This is a genomic window from Kitasatospora sp. NBC_01287 (genome assembly GCF_026340565.1).
Classification (GTDB): Bacteria; Actinomycetota; Actinomycetes; order Streptomycetales; family Streptomycetaceae; genus Kitasatospora.
Genome location: NZ_JAPEPB010000001.1, coordinates 832,401 through 850,046 on the forward strand (window position 1 = coordinate 832,401; position 17,646 = coordinate 850,046).

Below are 17,646 nucleotides of genomic sequence, written 5' to 3' on the forward strand. Positions count from 1 at the left end.
TGTCGAGAGGATATGACTCATGCTGAAGAAGACTCTGGCGGGCGCCGGCCTCGCCTTCGCCTCGCTCGCCGCGGTGGCCTCCCCCGCCATGGCGATCGGCGACGCCGACGGCTCGGCGGCCTCGGTCTCCGGCAACGGCGGCACCAACCACACCGGCACCGTCGGCGAGCACAGCGCGTCCTACCACGCCGCCGACAACCTGAACCTCTGCCTGCCCGAGGTGCACCACGTGCAGGTCGGCGTGCTGGTCCCGGTCCAGGTGGACGTGCCGATCGCCAACCAGCAGCAGCACCAGATCTGCAACGTGGGCCAGACCACCCAGGGCGAGGGCGACGGCGCGCTGCTCTCGCACGCGATCGGCTGACCCTTCACCCGCTCGCCCCGCTCGACCGGCTGCAGACCCGCTCGACCAGCTCAACCAGCTCCATCGGCTCAACCAGCCCAACCAGCTCCATCGGCTCAACCAGCTCAACCAGCTCCATCGGCTCAACCAGCTCCATCGGCGCCAACGGCGCCGCCCCCGAGGCCCTCGCGGATCTTCCGCGGGGGCCTCGCGCCGTCCCCACCTGTCGTTGTGTCAGTGTTCACCTGCCACGTAACAGTGGTCTATACCAATCGGCTATCCTGGTGGCCGGAAGCTGTTCGACACGGCTGTGGGGGCCATATGACCGTCCATCACCTTCCGGCGCCACCGAACGACCAGGAGCTCTACTGGTACTTCGGTCCGCAACGCCGGTGGGTCCTGCTCTGCACATCGCTCGCCTTCGTCCTGACGGCGGCGACCATGCTCACTTTCGCCCTGCGCACACCAGCGCTCTGGGCCTTCCTCGCGGTGCTGGCACTCAACGTGCTGGCGCTGCTGCTCTCCTCGGTGAACAGCCTGCGCAAGCGCCGGCTCACCCAGCAGTCGCACGAGATCCTGGTCCGCGCCTGGCAGCCGGCCGAGGCTCCGAGCGTCGACCTCTACCTGCCGACCTGCGGCGAGCCGCTGGACGTGCTCGCCAACGCCTACCGGGCGGTCCACGCGGTGCGCTGGCCGGGCGAGTTGGCGGTCTGGGTGCTGGATGACGCGGATCGCGGCGAAGTCGCCGAACTGGCCGCCGAGTTCGGCTACCGCTACGTGGTCCGCCCGGACCGCGGGCACCTGAAGAAAGCAGGCAACCTCAACCACGCGCTGGGCCTGGGTACCGGCGAGTACATCGCCATCCTGGACGCCGACTTCGCGCCGCGCACCGACTTCCTGCAGCACCTGCTGCCGTACTTCGCCGACCCGGCGACCGGCATCGTGCAGAGCCCGCAGTGCTTCGACACCGACGGTTCGATGAACTGGATCGAGCGCGCGGCCGGCTCGGCGCAGGAGTGGTTCTTCCGCTGGATCCAGCCCTCCCGCGACGCCAGTGACGCGGCGATCTGCTGCGGCAGCAACGCCGTCTACCGGCGCAGCGCGATCGAGGCCGCCGGGGGCTTCGCCAAACTCGACCACAGCGAGGACCTGTACACCGGCCTCGCCCTCTACGAGTTGGGCTACCGCACGCTCTACGTGCCGGTCCTGCTCGCCAAGGGCACCTCGCCGGACAGCCTGGCCTCCTTCGTCAACCAGCAGTACCGGTGGGCGATGGGCAACCTGCACCTGCTCACCAGCCGGGACCTGAAGCGGATGCGCGCGCCCTGGCGGATGCGGCTCTGCTTCTACGAGGGCATCATCGGCTATCTGACCATGGCGGTGAACCTCTTCGCCGCCCCGCTGCCGCCGCTGGTGATGATGTACTTCTATCCGGCGCAGATCCGGCCCTGGCACGTGCTGCCGCTGCTCGCCCCGCTCTGGCTCTGGCACGTGCTGCTGCCCCGGGTGAGCCGCACCCGCTGGCGGGTCGAGGTGGTCCGCGCCAACACCCTGCTGAGCGTGGCCGCTGCCGCCGCCTTCCTGCACACCCTGCGCGGCCGCAGCGCCGCCTGGGTGCCGACCGGCGCGGGTCGGGCCAAGCCGGGCGGCCTGGCCCGCCGGGTAGTGCTGGTCTCCTTCGCCTGGGTCGGCGGCTCGCTGCTGGCCGCGGCCGTGGGTCTCGCGCTGGACGTGGCCGGTCAGGGCTGGGCGCCCAACTGGGGCCTCGCGCTCTACCTCCTGGTGCAGGCGCAGATCGGCCTGCCGCTGCTGCGCGACCTGCTGGTGGAGCTGCGCGCGGGGACGACCCGGCGCGCAGAGGCCGCCGAGGCCGCCACCTCCACCGCACCCGCCGCGCCCACCGCACCCGCCGCACCCGCCACGTCCGGCACGTCCGCCGCGCGGGCCGGCATGCTGCCGCGCCGCTGGCCGGAGGGGCTGGCCGTGACCGCCGCCCTGGTACTGACCGCGCTGCTGGCCTCCGGCTGGGTGACGCCGATGTTCCCCTGGCTGGGCTGAGCGATGGCACAGGTGCTGAACCAACCCGACGACCTGAACGAGTTGACGACACTGAAGACGCTGACCAAGCCGCACGAGCCGACCCGGACCGGCGCGCCGAGCGAGCCCGGGGGCCTCGGCAGGCCGGGCCGGCCGAACGGGCCGGTCCTTCCCGGCCGACCACACGCCCCCGGCGCGCCGGGCGGACCGGGTGAGGGGACCACCGGCTTCCGGCCGGACATCGAGGGCTTGCGCGCGGTCGCGCTGCTGGCGGTCCTCGGCTTTCACGCGGGTGTGCCGCACCTGGCCGGCGGCTTCGTCGGGGTGGACGTCTTCTTCGTCATCTCCGGCTACCTGATCACTGGTCAGCTGCTGCGCGAGGCGCTGGGCACCGGGCGGATCCGGCTGGCCGAGTTCTTCTCCCGCCGCGCCCGGCGCCTGCTGCCCTCGGCCGCCCTGGTGCTGGCGGTGGTGGCGCTCGCGAGCGTCTGGCTGACCGCGCCACTGCGCCGGACCGACCTGGAGTACGACGTCCTGGCCTCGGCGCTCTCGGTGGCCAACTGGCGATTCGTGGCCCAGCAGACCGACTACCTGGCGGCGGGCCGCGATCCGAGTCCGCTGCTGCACTTCTGGTCGCTGGCCGTCGAGGAGCAGTTCTACCTGGTCTGGGCACCGCTGCTGGCCCTGCTCGTCTATCTGACGATCCGTCACAGCAGGCGCCACGCAAGGGCCGCGGTGATCGCGGTCACCGCTTCGGTGACCGCCGTCTCGCTGCTGCTCGCGCTCTACTGGACGCACCGCGAGGTCTCGCTCGCCTATCTCGGTTCGCCCTCGCGCGTCTGGCAGTTCGGCGTGGGTGCGCTGATCGCACTGCTGCCCTGGCACCGGCTGCCCGGCCCGCGCGGGTTGCGCGCGCTGGTCGGCTGGGCGGGAGCGGCGGCGATCGCCTGGTCGGTGATCGTCTACACCGCGAGCACCCCGTACCCCGGCTACGCCGCGCTGCTGCCGACGCTCGGCGCGGGCGCGCTGATCCTGGCCGGGATCCCCGGACGCGGGCAGGCACCGCAGGCCGGCCCGGTCGGACCGGGGCGACTGCTGGCGCTGGCCGCGCCGCGCGCCGTCGGCCGGCTCTCGTACAACCTCTACCTGTGGCACTGGCCGGTGCTGGTGCTGGCCGAGGCCCGCTTCGGCCAGCTCGGCTGGCCGGTCAGGCTCGCGCTCACCGCGGCCGCCGCGCTGCCCGCACTGGCCACCATGCGCTGGGTCGAGCGGCCGCTGCGCCGCAACCCGGTGGTGACCGAACTCCCGCGCCGGGGACTCTCGCTGGGTCTGAGCGCGGTGATCATCCCGGTGGTGCTGGCGCTGGTGGTGGGCACCGGCACACTGCGTGTGCTCGGTTCCGGCGGTCCGATCGACCTGGCCGGTCTGCCACCGGGCGCCGCCACCGGGCCCTCGCTGCTGCAGCCCGCCACCGGGCCCACCGGGCACACGATCGTGCCCAGCGCGGCCCAGGCCCGCAAGGACTTCCCGCCGGACGGCGCCTGCGAGGTGCCGCCGACCGCCACCAGCAGCCCGCCCTGCCTCTTCGGTGACACCGCGAGCAGCAACCGGATCGTGCTGCTCGGCGACTCGCACGCCGGCCAGTGGTTCTCGGCCATGCTCGCCATCGCCGCCGAACGGCACTGGGCGCTGGAGGAGTTGGTCAAGCAGGGCTGTCCGCTGCCGCAGCTGACGGTGACCAACCCGCAGCTCGGCCGCACCTACAAGGAGTGCGACAGCTGGCGGGCCGACAGCCTGGCCCGTCTGCAGCGCGAACCCAAGCCGAGCCTGATCGTGGTGGCTTCGCTCAACCGCTACACGGCCGACGACACTTTGCTGGCCCAGGCGTGGGAGCAGACGCTGACCCCGCTGCGCGCGATCGGGGTGCCGATCGTCTACCTGACCGACCCCCCGATCCCGGGCCAGGACGTCCCGGCCTGTGTCTCCGGGCACACCGCGGACCCGGGCGCCTGCGACTTCCCGCGCGGCCAGGCGAACTGGCCCGACCCGCTGGCCGAGGCGATCGCCGCGGGCCGCGAGCCGGGAGTGCGGGCGATCTCGGTCAACTCGGTGCTCTGCCCCGGCTCGGGGCCGAACTGCCCGGCGGTGCTGCAGCGGATCCTGCTCTACCGCGACGACGCGCACCTGACCAACACGGCGGTGGTGGTGCTCACCCCGCGCGTTGAACAGCTGCTGGTGGACGCCTCGTTGGTGCCCGCGCGGGACAGCGGGGCGGGTGGACCCAGCGGGGCGGGCGGGGCGAGCGGGACGGGTGGACCGAGCGCGAGCGCCGCCGCACCGGCGGGCTGGACCCAGCTGCTGCGCGACGACTTCCAGGGCCCGGCCGGCGCCAAGCCCTCCAGCGCGCTCTGGCAGTACGACACCGGCACCTGCTACCCGGGCTGCCCAGCCGCCCAATGGGGCACCGGCGAGGTGGAGTCGATGACCGACGCGCCCGGCAACGTCGCGCTGGACGGGCGGGGCGCCCTGGAGATCACCCCCACCGAGCAGAACGGGCAGTGGAGTTCGGGGCGGCTGGAGACCAAGGGGGCCGACTTCGCCGCCCCCGCGGGCGGGGTGCTGCGGATCGAGGCCTCGATCCAGCTGCCGCAGGTCAGCGGCCCGGCGGCGGCCGGCTACTGGCCCGCCTTCTGGACCCTGGGCGCCGGCCTGCGCAACGGCTTCACCGGCTGGCCCGGGATCGGCGAGCTGGACGTGATGGAGTCGGTCAACGGGCGCGGCTCGGTCTTCGGCACCATGCACTGCGGCACCGCACAAGGCGGTCCCTGCCAGGAGCCGCAGGGTCTGGGCTCGGGCGAGCAGCCGTGCCCCGCGTGCCAGGGCGGCTTCCACACCTACGCGGTGGAGGTGGACCGCTCGACCAGCCCCGAGCAGGTGCGCTGGTACCTGGACGGCAAGGAGTACCACCGGGTGTCGGCGGACCAGATGGACCCGGCCACCTGGGACCAGGCGGTGCACCACGGGGTGTTCCTGATCCTGGACGTCGCGGTCGGCGGCAAGCTGCCCGCCGCGTTCGGCGGGTCGCTCTCGCCGGCCACGGAGCCGGGGCACCCGATGCGGGTCGACTACGTCTCGGTGGCCACCCGTCCGTAGCCGGGGCAACCGCATGGACCCACGGAACCGACCAACCGCACGGACCGGCCCGGTCGCTGACGTACCATCAGCGACCGGGCCGGCGGCCGTGTCAGAAGTTGATCATGTGTCCGGCCAGGCCGTGGATGGCCTCCTTGACCGCCTCGCCCAGGGTCGGGTGGGCGTGCACGTTGCGGGCCACCTCGTGCACCGTCAGGTCCCACTGCTGGGCCAGGGTCAGCTCGGGCAGCAGCTCGGTGACCTCGGGGCCGATCAGGTGGGCGCCCAGCAGCTCGCCGTACTTCGCGTCGCTGACGATCTTGACGAAGCCGATCGGGTGGCCCAGGCCGTGCGCCTTGCCGTTCGCGGTGAACGGGAACTTGACGACCTTGACGTCGTGGCCCAGCTCGCGGGCCTGCGCCTCGGTGTAGCCGAAGCTGGCCACCTGCGGCTGGCAGTAGGTGGCCCGCGGGATCATCACGAAGTCCACCTCCATGGTCTCGGCGCCGCCGATGGTCTCGGCCGCGATCACGGCCATGGCCTCGGCCGCGTGCGCCAGCATCAGCTTGGCCGTGACGTCGCCGATGGCGAAGATGTGCGGCACGTTGGTGCGGCCGCGCCCGTCCACCGCGATCGCGCCGCGCTCGGTCAGCGCGACACCGGTGGCCTCCAGGCCGTAGCCCTGGACCCGGGGCGCGAAGCCGATCGCCTGGAGCACCTTGTCGGCCTCCAGCACCTCCTGCTGACCGTTGCGGGTGACGGTGACCTTGACCTTGGCGGCCGGGTCGGCGTCGTCGATCGAGTCCACCCGGGTCGAGGTGAGGACCTGGATGCCGAGCTTCTTGTACTGCTTGGCCAGCTCGGCAGAGATGTCGGCGTCCTCCAGCGGGACCATCCGGTCCAGGAACTCGACGATCGTCACCTGCACGCCGTAGCTGTTCAGCACGTAGGCGAACTCCACGCCGATCGCGCCGGCGCCCGCGATGATGACGCTCTCGGGCAGCGTGTCGGAGAGGATCTGCTCCTCGTAGGTCACCACCCGGTCGCTCAGTGAGGTGCCGGGCAGCAGGCGGGTGGTGGCGCCGGCCGCGATGATCACGTGGTCGAAGGTGACGGTGGCGAAGCCGCCCGCGGTCAGCGCGACCTGCAGGGTGCGGTCGTCGACGAAGGTGCCGCGGCCGTCGAACTCGTCGATGGCGTTCTTCTTCATCAGGTAGTGGATGCCGGCCACCCGGCCGTCGGCCACCTTGCGGCTGCGCAGGAACGCCTCGCGGTAGTCGAACGTGACCTGGCCCTCGACCTTGATGCCGAAGGTCTTCGCCTCACGGGTGAAGATGGTGGCCAGCTCCGCGTTGCGCAGCAGCGCCTTCGAGGGGATGCAGCCGACGTTGAGGCAGACCCCGCCCCAGTACTTCTCCTCGATGACCGCGGTCTTCAGTCCGAGCTGGGCCGAGCGGATGGCCGCGGTGTAACCACCGGGACCCGCTCCCAGGACGACGACGTCGTAATGGTTGGTGCTCATGATCCTCGTTCCGGTCCTTCGGTGAGACGTTGACGCAGCTGACTGTATTCCCAGGGGTCCGCGGTGACCACGCGGGCCCTGCCCACCCGGTCGGCAGGCGGCGCGAGCAGGCAGGGCGAGCCGCCGGCCGGGCAGCCAGGCGGACAGGCGGACAGGCGGGGCGTCAGCCGTCCAGGTGGGTCAGGAAGGCGAGCAGTTCCGCGTTGACCTCGGCCGGGCGTTCCTGCTGGGTCCAGTGACCGCAGCCCGGCAGTGTCACGCTGCGGAACAGCTTCGGCGCGATGTTCGGCAGCTCGGCCACCCGGCGGTCCACCCCGCGCAGCACGGTCACCAGGTCGCGGTCGCCGACCACGTAGAGCGCGGGCACCGTGATCCCCAGCCCCTGGAACGCCGCCAGCAGCTCCCAGTTGCGGTCGATGTTGCGGTACCAGTTGAGCGGCCCGGTGAACGCGTGCTCGCCGTGCCGCGCGTAGTCCTCGGCGAACGCGGCGATGTCCTCCTCGGTCAGCCAGCCGGGCAGCTCCGCCGGCTCGGGCAGCGAGTCCAGCAGCGTCTGCCCCTCGTGGAGCACCCAGGGCGCGGGCTGCCGCGGGTTGTCCCCGGAGGCGCCGAAGAGGGTGCGGCGGAAGGTGGTCGCCCGGTCCCGCGCCAGCTCCGCATCGGCCACCCCCGGCCGCTGGAAGTAGCTCTGGTAGAAGCCCTCCCCGTAGTTCTTCCGGCTCACGGCCAGCGGCGCCAGGCCGCCCGGCAGCAGCGGCGGCACGCTCAGCCCGGCGACCGCGCGCACCACGTCCGGCCGCAGCATCGCGGAGATCCAGGCGACCGGCGCGCCCCAGTCGTGGCCGACCACCACCGCCTGCTCGGCGCCGAGCGCCCGGATCAGGCCGACCACGTCGCCGACCAGGTGCGGCAGCGTGTAGGCGTCCACCTCGCCGGGCCGGTCGCTGCGCGCGTAGCCGCGCTGGTCGGGGGCCACCACGCGGTAGCCGGCGGCGGCCAGCGGCTCGAACTGGTGGCGCCAGGAGTACCAGCTCTCGGGGAACCCGTGCAGCAGCAGGACCAGCGGGCCTTCGCCCAGCTCGGCGATGTGCAGGCGGATCCCGTTGACCTCGACATGGCTGTGCTCGATCGCGTGGACCACGGTGGCTCCTTCACTGGGCACTGGCTGTGGGCACCGGCTGTGGGCGCTCGCTGGCGAACAGCAGCCTAGCGAGCCAACTTACCAACCAGTAGGGCCGGTTCGGCCAACCTCCGGAAAACGCTGGTCGCCCGGCACCGAACACCCCGCTCACCCACTCCCGTCCAGCCACGCGCGGGGTCGACCGCGCTCAGGGCCAGAGCAGCCCCCGCTCCCACTCCTCGCCCCGCCGCCGGTACGCCAGCCGCACGTGCCGCCGATCGCGGGCGCCCTGCCAGAACTCGACCTGCTCCGCCCGCACCCCGTACTGCGTGTACCCGGGCGCGACGATCTCCGGCTCGGCAGCCAACTCCCGTGCCGCCTCGTCCCAGGCCACCCAGAACTCGTCCGCCGTGGCCAGCGGCTCGCTCTGCCGCCCCACCAGTGCCGCCACCCGGGTCGCCGGCCCGAGCCGCCGGAAGACCTGGTCGGCCGCCTCGGCCGGGCCGGTCACCACCTGCCCGCGCACCCGCACCTGCCGACCGAGCTCGGGCCAGTACCAGGTGAGCGAGGCCAGCGGCAGCGCGGCCAGCTGCCGCCCCTTGGGACTGCGGGCGTCCCCGGCGAACCACCAGGCGCCGCCCTCGGGGTCCACGTCGCGCAGCACCAGGATCCGCGCGTCCGGCGCGCCGTCCAGACCGAGCGTGCCGAGCGTGGCCACCTGCGCGTCCGGCACCTCCGCCCGCAGCGCAGCCGACAGCCAGCTCACGAAGAGCTCGCCCGGGCCGGCCGGCGCCTGCCGCGGGTCGAACCCGGGCAGCTCACGCGCCATCGCCGGCCGGGTGGCCAGCAGCTCGCGCAGCTCCGCCAGCTCCCCGCCCTCCCCCGCCACCCGCTGCTCCCGCTGCTCCCTCGGCCCGCTCAGCTCCTCCGGCCCGCTCAGTTCCTCCGGCCCGCTCATACCGCCGCCTCCCAGGCTGCCAGGGTCCGCCGCGAGCGCAGCCGCACGGGCCGACCGCTCAGCGGGTCGGTGAAGGCCAGGCCGACGGCGAGCAGCTGCAGCGGTGTCCCGAAGTCGTCCGGCGCGGGCTCGGGCAGCAGCTCGGGGTAGACCGGGTCGCCCAGGATCGGCAGCCCCAGGCCGCTCATGTGCAGCCGCAGCTGGTGGGTGCGGCCGGTCAGCGGGGCGAGCCGGTAGCGGGCCAGCTCCCCGCGCCGCTCGATCAGCTCGATCCTGCTCTCCGCGTTGACCTCGCCCGGCACCTCACGCGCCGCGATCACCCCACGCTCCTTGACGATCCGGCTGCGCACCAGGCGGGGCAGTGCCACCTCCGCGTCGTAGCGCGCGACGGCCTCGTACTCCTTCGTCACCAGCCGGTCCCGGAACATCGTCTGGTAGGCGCCACGCGCCCGGGCACTCGCCACGAACATCACCAGCCCGGCCGTCAGCCGGTCCAACCGGTGGGCGGGGATCAGCTCGGGCAGGTCCAGGTCGCGCCGCAGCCGGGAGAGCGCGGTCTCCACCACGTGGCTGCCGCGCGGGGTGGTGGCCAGGAAGTGCGGCTTGTCCACGACCACCAGGTGCTCGTCCCGGTGGACCACCTCGATCTCGAAGGGCACCGGGACCTCGGGGGCCAGGTCCCGGTGGAACCAGACGCTCGCGCCGGGCTCGTACGGGGTGTCCGGACCGATGGGCCCGTCCAGGCCGACGATCTCACCGGACCGCAGCATCTGCGCCAGCCGTTCGCCGACGTCGTCCGGCAGCCGGTGCGCCAGGTAGTCGGCCACCGTCGGCCAGGGGCCCTCGACGGGCAGCCGGATCCGGACCGGGTCCACCCCGGCGCGCTGCGGCAGCGGGGATCCGACCGACTTCGTCCTGCGTCTCATGCCGCAGAGCCTACGGTGACCTGCGGGAGTTCACGGCCGCCCGCCGGGACCGCGAAGATGGCTGTCCACCCAGTCCAGCACGGGAGTCCAGCGGAATGCCCAACTTCCTCGTGATCGGCGAGAGCGTCGCGGACGTCGTCCGCACCTCCGGCCACCCCGATGTCCCGCACCCGGGCGGCAGTCCGGCCAATGTCGCCTACGGCCTGGCCCGGCTCGGCCGCCCCACCGCCCTGCTCACCCAGCTCGGCGCGGACGCCGCCGGTGAGCTGATCGGCGCCCACCTGCGGTCGGCCGGGGTCGAGCTGCTGCCGCAGGGGCAGCTGCCGGGCCTGCGCACCCCGACCGCGATCGTCAGCCTGGACGCCGGGGGGCGCGCGAGCTACACCTTCGACATCCACTGGTCCCTGCCGCCCGCCGCCGGGCCCCTCGCGGAACCCGCGGGCCCGGCGCCCCACCTGCACTTCGGCTCGATCGCCGCACTGCTGGCGCCCGGGGCCGCGCCGACGCTCGACCTGGTGGCCTGCCGCCGGGCCCGGGCCACGGTGAGCTACGACCCCAACATCCGCCCCGCGCTGCTGGCCGACCCGGCCCAGGTGCTCGCCCAGGTGGAGCGCTGCGTGGCGCTCAGCGACCTGGTGAAGGCCAGCGATGAGGACCTCGCCTGGCTCTACCCGCACCGCACGCCGCAGGAGGTGGCGGCCGACTGGCTCACGCTCGGCCCGGCCGCGGTCCTGGTGACCCGCGGTGGGCAGGGCGCCTTCGCGCGCTCCCACGCGGCCGGCGCCGAGCTGCCCGCGCGGCAGGCCGCGGTGGTGGACACCGTCGGGGCGGGCGACTCCTTCATGTCCGCGACCCTGGACGCCCTGGCCGCCCGCGCGCTGCTCGGCCCCACCGCCCGACCGGCCCTGCGCGCGCTGGACGAGCGGGCGCTCACCGAGTTGCTCCGGCACGCCACGACCGCCGCCGCCGTCACCGTCTCCCGCCCCGGCGCCAACCCGCCGGACACCCGCGAGCTGGCCACCGCCCTGGCGGCCCGGCCGTAAGGCCTGTCCGATCCACCGGACGGCCGGGCCGGACCACCGAACCGCCGGGCCGGACCACCGGACGGCCGGGCCGGACCGGCTGACCGACGATTCCCGCCGGTGCCGCGCGGACGCCGGAGCCCCGGTGCGCGGCGCGAGCGCGTCCCGGGGCCCCGGCCGCCGACCACCGGCCACTCAGCGGCCGGTGGTCGACGATTGCCGACGGATGGTCAGCCGAGCGTCACCCAGGCCTGCGTGCCGACGGCCGCACTCGGCGGGTCGACGAGCACCAGGGCGCCCGCGGCGGTGCCGGCCGAGTCGAGGGCGTCACCGGAGGCCGCGTTGACGAGGGTGAGCGCGCCGGCGGCGTTCTGCGTGACCCGCCACTTCTGCGCGGCGCTGGTCGGGTCGTAGCTGTTCAGCACCGTGACGGTGGAGCCCGCGCCGCCGGTGGCGGTCAGGGTGCCGTGGACCTGGGTGCCGGTGTAGCAGTTGTCGGTGATCCGGACGGTGCCGTCACCGTTCGCGGTGAACTGCCACTGCTCGGAGGTGTGGGTCGGGTCGAAGGCGTTCAGGTCGGCCGCGCCGTTCGCGGGGGCGTCGCAGTGGCCGGCCACCTCCAGGGCGCTGCCGGCGGCGCCGCTGTTGGAGAGACCGTGGTACTTGCCGTCGCCGATGATCGCCGGAGTGGTGGTGACGCCGGCCGTGATCCGGTACATCGCGACCCCGTGCGGGGCCACGCTCGCGCTCAGCGTGCCGCTGACCGTGCCGGTGGCCTTGGACCAGAGGTCCTCCATCCGGTAGCCGCTGCCGGACAGGCCCAGCGCGCTCAGGCTGGTGGAGATGGTCTGGCTGCTGTTCGGGTCCTGGTTGAGCAGCAGCACCGCGACGTCGCCGTTGGCGAGCTGACGGCGCAGCACCACCGGCGCGGTCGAGGAGTTGGGCGGGCTGCCGACCAGGGTGGCGGGCTTGCCGAGCGCGTCCTGGTCGACGGCGACGACATCGGCGTTCTTGTAGACGGCGAGCGAGGAGGCGCTGACGCCGGTCGACCAGGTGGCACCGTTGGCGCTGCGCTGCGAGGCGGCGGCGGTACGGAAGTCGGCGCCGGAGATGAGCGGCGAGGCCATCATCGACAGCACGGAGAGCTCGGTGGCCGACTCGGTGTCGTTGAACGGCTTGTGGCAGGTGCAGGTGTCGGTGACGCCCCACGACCCGTAGGGGTCGTTCCAGCCGGCGAACATCATGTCCATGTCGTTCCAGCTGCCGGGCCGGACGTTGCCCGGGTACTGGAGCGCGGTCTGCAGCGCCCCGCCGTAGAGCACACCGCTCAGGTCACTGGCCCGGTCGCCGCCGATCCGGCACAGGTTGGCCACCTGGCCGCACCAGACACCGGTGGGCGCGTAGCCGGGCGCGTCGTACTGCGGGGTGCCGGCGGCGGCGACCAGCGAGTCGGCGCGGGCCGGGTCACCGGCGGACTCCAGGTACGGGACACCGGTGTGCACCGGCTGCGCGGAGACGCTGAGGGCGACCTTCGGGCGGCCCTGGGCTGCGGAGGCCGCGTCCAGGGCCTGCTGGAAGGCCTGCACCCGGGCGTACATGGACTCGGTGAGTTCCCTGCCCTCGCCCTGGGTGCCGTAGTTGTGGCCGTCCGGGCCGGTGATCGCCGGGCCGTAGGGGCAGTCGTCGTACTTCACGTAGTCGACGCCCCAGGAGACGAAGTCGCTCGCGTCGGTCGCCTCGTGGCCCAGGCTGCCGGGGTGGCTCTGGCAGGTGGTGTAGGTGTCGGTGGCGTAGAGGCCGAACTTCATGCCCTTGCTGTGCGCGTACCAGGCCAGGTACTGGATGCCGTTGAGCGTCTGGCCGTTCACCACCTGGGACGGGAAGTGGGCCGGGTTGGGGATCAGGTGGCCGGAGGTCGGGTCGTTGCCCGTGCCGTCGGTGCCGCTGACCGGGCTGCCGTTGCCGTCGTAGAGCTGCAGCGCGCCGTAGGAGTTCTTGACCAGGTCGGTGCTCTGGCCCGTGCGGTGCCAGAGCGACCAGCCGTCGTCGATGGTGACGGTGTTGTAGCCGGCGGCCACCAGGCCGTTGGCCGACATGAAGTCGATGGTGTCGGCCACCTGCTGCTCGGTCACATCGGTGCCCAGGCTGTTCCAGGAGTTCCAGCCCATCGGCGGGGTCAGGGCCAGGCCGTTGCCGAGCGGCGGGGTGGCGGCGGCGCCGACCGCGGTGGGGGCCGCGGATCCGTGCTGAGCGCCGGTCAGCGCGAGGGAGGTCAGCACGAGGGAGGAGAGCGCGAGCGCGCCGAGACGGCGTGACGCGGTCGACCAGGACTCAACCATTCCGGATACCTTCTGTGGGGGAAGCGGCTGCCCGCCGCTGTTGAGAAGTATTTGGTTCTGTTGGAATATGTCAACGTTTCGGGCAGAACTCACCGAATCCGCACGAACCGTCACGCAGCGCAGGCCGATCCGGCCACTGACCAGCACAGACGCCCAGGCGCCCAGATGCCAAGGCGCCCAGATACGGACACGGAGACGCCGAGTGGGGCGCGGCCGCCACGGCCACGCCCCACTCGTCTCGCCCTCGGTCCAGTCGACCGGCCCAGCGGCCCGGACGGCTGATCATCCGTCAGTTCTTGCGGCCGGCCCCCGCGTACATCCAGCGAGTGGTGGCCTCCGTCGACCCCTCCGGCCGCCAGAGGGGGACGAAGTCCACGCCGGGCTCCAGCAGCTCCCAACCGTCGAACAGCGCGGTCACCTGCTCGCGCGTGCGCAGCCGGATCCCCGAGGCCGTCTTGTCCCAGGTCTTGGCCGCCTCGGCGGCCCGCTCCGGGTTGCCCTCGTGCGTGCTGTGCGAGAGCAGCAGGTAGCTGCCGGGCGCCACCCGCTCGTGGATCCGCCGCACCGCCTCGTGCGCCTGCTCGTCCGTGACGAAGTGCAGCACCGCGAGCAGCAGCACGGCCACCGGCTCGTCGAGGTCCACCAACTCGCGCAGCTCCGGACGCTCGAAGAGCTCGTCCAGGTCGCGGACATCCCCGGTCAGCACCGTGGTCGTGCGGTTGTCGGAGAGCAGCGCGCGGCCGTGCGTGAGCACGATCGGGTCGTTGTCCACGTAGACCACCCGGGCCAGCGGGTCGACGTCCTGCGCCACCTGGTGGACGTTGCCGGGCGAGGGCAGGCCCGCGCCGATGTCGATGAACTGCCGGATCCCGGCCCGCGCGACCAGCTGCACCGCCCGGCGCAGGAAGGCGCGGTTCTCCCGGGCGGCGGCCGGGATGTCCGCCGAGACGCTGATCGCGTGCTCGGCCGCCTCCCGGTCCGGCGGGAAGTTGTCCTTGCCACCGAGCCAGTAGTCGTAGATCCGGGCAGGGTGCGGGCGGCTTGTCTGAAGATCCGTCAGATCGCTGCCTTGATCGGACTGCTGCACCGTCTCCCCCTTGCGCCGGGCCCGCCTGCCGGGCGGCCGGGTGCAGCATAGCGGGCGTTCGAACAGCGGCGGGGGCAGGGGCGGGGCGACCATGGACGGGGGCGCGCGGCGCGGTCGGTGGCGGGCGCGCGGCGCGGTCGAACGAGTCGGATTTAATGCCGCGCAACGTCGGGTCGGCCCCGGTAAGGTCGAGCGGTCCAGCGCGTGCCGCTGCCCCCGTCCCAGCTGCGAATGCGAGTTCAGATGACCGACCCGGCCGCCGAGTTGCCCTTCAACGAGCAGCGAGCCGACGAGCTGTCACCCCCTGCCCTGACCGCACCCGAACTCCTGCCCGGGACCCGACGGGCACTGCTGCGCCGCGTCGCCGTCGGCCAGGCGCAGGGCCGAACCCCTTCCCTGGCCGCCGCGGTGGTTCGCGGCGGCCACCTGGTGTGGACCGGCGCCCGCAGCATGATCGAGGGTCACGCACCGGACGAGAACGTCCAGTACCGGATCGGCTCGATCACCAAGACCTTCGTCGCGGTCCTGGTCATGCGGCTGCGCGACGAAGGCCTGATCGACCTGGCCGACCCGTTGGAGCAGCACCTGCCCGACACCGCCGCAGGCGGCGCCACCATCCGCCAACTGCTCAGCCACACCAGCGGTCTGGCCGCCGAGACGCCCGGCCCCTGGTGGGAGCGCACCGCCGGCGAGCTGCGCCCCGAGCTGGGCCACCTGCTGGAGGACCAGCCGTTCCGGCACGCCACCGGCGAACGCTTCCACTACTCCAACACCGGCTACGCACTGCTCGGCGCACTGGTGGCCAAGGTCCGCGGCCTGCCCTGGGGCGAGGCGCTGCGCCAGGAGGTGCTGGAGCCGCTCGGCCTGACCCGCACCACGCTGCTGCCGCAGGCCCCGCACGCGGGCGGCTTCGCGGTGCACCCGTGGGCGGACGTGATGCTCCCCGAGCCGCTCACCGACACCGCCCTGATGGCACCGGCCGGCCAGCTCTGGTCCACCACCGCCGACCTCGCCCGCTGGGCCTCGTTCCTGGCCGGCACCGCCGCGGGCGGCGCCGAGAAGGTGCTCGCCCCCGCCACGCTCGCCGAGATGCGCCTGCCGGCCGGCGCGCCGGAGGGCGACTGGACCGCCTGCTACGGGCTCGGGCTGCAGCTGCTGCGCCGGGACGGCCGGCTGCTGATCGGCCACGGCGGTTCGATGCCCGGCTTCCTGGCCGGCCTCTGGCTGAGCCCGGAGGACGATGTGGCGGCCGTCACGCTCACCAACGTGACGGCCAGCGCGGCGGTCTGGGACGTGGCCATCGACCTGGTCGCCATCGTTGCCGAGCGCGAACCGCGCATCCCCGAGCCCTGGCGCCCGTTCACCGACGCCGATCCGGAGCTGCTCGCGCTGACCGGGCCCTGGTACTGGGGGCCCACCGCGCTGGCCCTGCACCTGCGGGCGGGCCAGGTCCTGGAACTCACCGCGCTCGGCAGCCAGGCGCGCAGCTCGGCCTTCCAGCCGGAGTCCGACGGCACCTGGATCGGCCTGGAGGGCTACTACGCCGGGGAGACGCTGCGCGTCGTGCGGGCCGACGACGGCTCGGTCAGCCACCTCGACCTGGGCAGCTTCGTGCTGACCCGCACCCCCTACGACCCGGCCGGGGCCGTGCCGGGCGGCGTCGACCCACTGGGCTGGCACGCGGGCTGACGGATTATCAAATCACGGGGAGATAACGGCCCCGCTTTGTGAAGGGAATCACGCGGGAATCGGAAAGCCTGTCGCGAAGCCGAACATGAGACACCTCACATCGGCTTGTGATAGGACCTTCGACCCGCTTACGGTGCATCTCGTTCGTCTTCACACGAACCCCGCTCTCCGGAACGCCGAATCCTGCCGCCGGACGGAGCGGGCACGTGCATCCAAAGCACCACGGCAGGGGCGGGGGACCCAAGGTAAGTCGTCCCACCCGGATTTCTCCGGGTGGGACTTGGGGTGAAGCCGCGCATTGCGCGGCCGGGCAACTCCAGCCCGAATCCGACAGCTCACCTCGCAGGCGTGGGAGAGGAAACGCTTTTTCATGCTGTCCGTCAACGGTCGCTCCAGCCTGCCCAGCCGCGCCACCATCAAGCGCGCCGTCGCCATCGCCGTCGTCGCCGGTGTCGGCGCCGGCCTGCCCGTGATCGCCGCCACCGGCGCCAGCGCGGCCCCGCTCCACCAGGGCGGCTACGGCCACCACCACGGTGCCGGCCACGCCTACACCGCTCCCCAGGCCGCCACCCACCAGCAGGCTCCGGTCCAGCGGACCTCCGCCCCGGCCCCGGCCGCGCCCGCCGCTGCCGCGCAGGCCACCCCGGCCCCCGCCGCCGCGCCGGCCGGCTACACCGTGGCGAGCGGCGACTGGCTCTCCAAGATCGCCACCACCCACAACGTCCAGGGCGGCTGGCAGAAGCTGTACGACCTGAACAAGTCCGTGCTGAACCAGGGTCCGGACGTGCTCTACCCCGGCCAGCACCTGGTGCTGGGCGACGCCCAGGCCGCCGCTGCCCCGCAGGCCGCCCCGGCCCCGGCCGCCGCCGCGCCCGCCAAGCAGCAGAGCGCCCCGGCCGCGCCGAGCACCAGCACCAGCACCCAGGCCGCCGCTCCGGCCGCGCCCGCCGCCGCCGTCACGGCCCCGACCGACAACAGCCCGGGCTCGCTGCAGGCGCTCGCCGCCTCCATCGTCCCGGCCGACCAGCTGGCGTCGTTCGACCAGATCATCACCCACGAGAGCGGCTGGAACGTCACCGCCACCAACCCGAGCTCCGGCGCCTACGGCCTGCCGCAGGCCCTGCCCGGCAACAAGATGGCATCGGCCGGTTCCGACTGGGCGACCAACCCCGCCACCCAGCTCAAGTGGGCGCTGCAGTACATGAACACCACGTACGGCAGCCCGAACCAGGCGTGGGCCTTCTGGCAGACCCACTCGGCGTACTGATCACTCCGGTGATCACCAGCCGCAGCTGAACCGCCCGGCCGGTCGACAGGTCCTCCACCTGCCGACCGGCCGGCGGCTTTTCGGCGGCCACTGCTCGGCGGCCACTGCTCGGTGTCGGCCGCTCGGCGTCGGCTCCCGGCGCCGGATCTGCGGGGGTCGGATCTGCGGGGGTGGACCCTCGGCATCGGATCTGCGGTATCCCGA

The 17,646-nt window shown here is 73.2% G+C and carries 13 protein-coding genes and 1 riboswitch; of the genes, 6 read left to right on the forward strand and 7 right to left on the reverse strand.

The window, feature by feature from the left end; all coding sequences use genetic code 11:
- Nucleotides 1-19: 19 nt before the first annotated feature.
- On the forward strand, nt 20-364 hold the full coding sequence (locus tag OG455_RS03285) for a rodlet layer protein (RefSeq protein ID WP_266289956.1): 345 nt from the start codon (nt 20-22) through the stop codon (nt 362-364).
- A gap of 4 nt (nt 365-368) precedes the next feature.
- Here OG455_RS03285 and OG455_RS03290 read toward each other — a convergent pair whose 3' ends face one another.
- The gene (locus OG455_RS03290; protein ID WP_266289961.1) at nt 369-500 is read right to left on the reverse strand and encodes a hypothetical protein; all 132 of its coding nucleotides are present in this window, start codon (nt 498-500) and stop codon (nt 369-371) included.
- Nucleotides 501-664: 164 nt separating this feature from the next.
- Here OG455_RS03290 and OG455_RS03295 point away from each other — a divergent pair, with 164 nt between their 5' ends.
- Together OG455_RS03295 and OG455_RS03300 are read left to right on the forward strand one after the other, a co-directional pair.
- Nucleotides 665-2,401 (forward strand): cellulose synthase catalytic subunit, encoded by a 1,737-nt coding sequence (locus OG455_RS03295; RefSeq protein WP_266289962.1) that lies wholly within the window; start codon nt 665-667, stop codon nt 2,399-2,401.
- Nucleotides 2,402-2,413: 12 nt separating this feature from the next.
- Nucleotides 2,414-5,533 carry an acyltransferase family protein gene (locus tag OG455_RS03300; RefSeq protein WP_266289963.1) on the forward strand — a complete coding sequence of 1,040 codons (3,120 nt, stop codon included), beginning with the start codon at nt 2,414-2,416 and terminating at the stop codon, nt 5,531-5,533.
- 91 nt (nt 5,534-5,624) lie between these two features.
- Here OG455_RS03300 and lpdA read toward each other — a convergent pair whose 3' ends face one another.
- The 4 genes from lpdA to OG455_RS03320 all read right to left on the reverse strand — a co-directional run bounded on the left by lpdA (nt 5,625) and on the right by OG455_RS03320 (nt 10,038).
- Nucleotides 5,625-7,034: a dihydrolipoyl dehydrogenase gene (gene lpdA / locus OG455_RS03305; RefSeq protein ID WP_266289965.1), complete on the reverse strand. Its 1,410-nt coding sequence runs from the start codon at nt 7,032-7,034 to the stop codon at nt 5,625-5,627.
- Between the two features lie 163 nt (nt 7,035-7,197).
- Complete coding sequence (locus OG455_RS03310; RefSeq protein WP_266289967.1) at nt 7,198-8,175, reverse strand: alpha/beta fold hydrolase; 978 nt, start codon at nt 8,173-8,175, stop codon at nt 7,198-7,200.
- Between the two features lie 187 nt (nt 8,176-8,362).
- On the reverse strand, nt 8,363-9,112 hold the full coding sequence (locus OG455_RS03315) for a pyridoxal 5'-phosphate synthase (protein WP_266289968.1): 750 nt from the start codon (nt 9,110-9,112) through the stop codon (nt 8,363-8,365).
- Nucleotides 9,109-10,038, reverse strand: a complete 930-nt coding sequence (locus OG455_RS03320) for a pseudouridine synthase (RefSeq protein WP_266289969.1) — start codon at nt 10,036-10,038, stop codon at nt 9,109-9,111. Before OG455_RS03320 ends, OG455_RS03315 begins: the two co-directional genes overlap by 4 nt.
- A gap of 95 nt (nt 10,039-10,133) precedes the next feature.
- On the opposite strand from OG455_RS03320, the gene OG455_RS03325 reads away from it, so the two are divergent.
- Entirely contained in the window at nt 10,134-11,081 is a 948-nt protein-coding gene (locus tag OG455_RS03325) for a carbohydrate kinase (RefSeq protein WP_266289970.1), read from the forward strand.
- Nucleotides 11,082-11,290: 209 nt separating this feature from the next.
- Here the strand turns inward: OG455_RS03325 and OG455_RS03330 are convergent, their stop codons facing one another.
- Both OG455_RS03330 and OG455_RS03335 read right to left on the reverse strand, forming a co-directional pair.
- On the reverse strand, nt 11,291-13,399 hold the full coding sequence (locus OG455_RS03330; RefSeq protein ID WP_266289971.1) for an alpha-galactosidase: 2,109 nt from the start codon (nt 13,397-13,399) through the stop codon (nt 11,291-11,293).
- 289 nt (nt 13,400-13,688) lie between these two features.
- Complete coding sequence (locus OG455_RS03335; protein ID WP_266289972.1) at nt 13,689-14,486, reverse strand: SAM-dependent methyltransferase; 798 nt, start codon at nt 14,484-14,486, stop codon at nt 13,689-13,691.
- A gap of 309 nt (nt 14,487-14,795) precedes the next feature.
- Here OG455_RS03335 and OG455_RS03340 point away from each other — a divergent pair, with 309 nt between their 5' ends.
- Nucleotides 14,796-16,175, forward strand: a complete 1,380-nt coding sequence (locus tag OG455_RS03340; RefSeq protein WP_266300645.1) for a serine hydrolase — start codon at nt 14,796-14,798, stop codon at nt 16,173-16,175.
- Between the two features lie 164 nt (nt 16,176-16,339).
- Nucleotides 16,340-16,537, forward strand: a riboswitch (cyclic di-AMP (ydaO/yuaA leader).
- A gap of 8 nt (nt 16,538-16,545) precedes the next feature.
- A complete protein-coding gene (locus OG455_RS03345) occupies nt 16,546-17,442 on the forward strand; it encodes a LysM peptidoglycan-binding domain-containing protein (protein WP_266289974.1) in 897 nt (298 codons plus the stop codon).
- Nucleotides 17,443-17,646 lie beyond the last annotated feature (204 nt).

What these genes read in the sequence shown, in the direction of transcription:
- OG455_RS03285 (WP_266289956.1), top strand. Translation starts at nt 20, where the DNA reads ATGCTGAAGAAGACTCTGGCGGGCGCCGGCCTCGCCTTCGCCTCGCTC.
- OG455_RS03290 (WP_266289961.1), bottom strand. Translation starts at nt 500, where the DNA reads ATGGAGCTGGTTGAGCCGATGGAGCTGGTTGAGCTGGTTGAGCCGATG.
- OG455_RS03330 (WP_266289971.1), bottom strand. Translation starts at nt 13,399, where the DNA reads ATGGTTGAGTCCTGGTCGACCGCGTCACGCCGTCTCGGCGCGCTCGCG.
- OG455_RS03325 (WP_266289970.1), top strand. Translation starts at nt 10,134, where the DNA reads ATGCCCAACTTCCTCGTGATCGGCGAGAGCGTCGCGGACGTCGTCCGC.
- OG455_RS03315 (WP_266289968.1), bottom strand. Translation starts at nt 9,112, where the DNA reads ATGAGCGGGCCGGAGGAACTGAGCGGGCCGGAGGAGCTGAGCGGGCCG.
- lpdA (WP_266289965.1), bottom strand. Translation starts at nt 7,034, where the DNA reads ATGAGCACCAACCATTACGACGTCGTCGTCCTGGGAGCGGGTCCCGGT.
- OG455_RS03295 (WP_266289962.1), top strand. Translation starts at nt 665, where the DNA reads ATGACCGTCCATCACCTTCCGGCGCCACCGAACGACCAGGAGCTCTAC.
- OG455_RS03345 (WP_266289974.1), top strand. Translation starts at nt 16,546, where the DNA reads ATGCTGTCCGTCAACGGTCGCTCCAGCCTGCCCAGCCGCGCCACCATC.
- OG455_RS03320 (WP_266289969.1), bottom strand. Translation starts at nt 10,038, where the DNA reads ATGAGACGCAGGACGAAGTCGGTCGGATCCCCGCTGCCGCAGCGCGCC.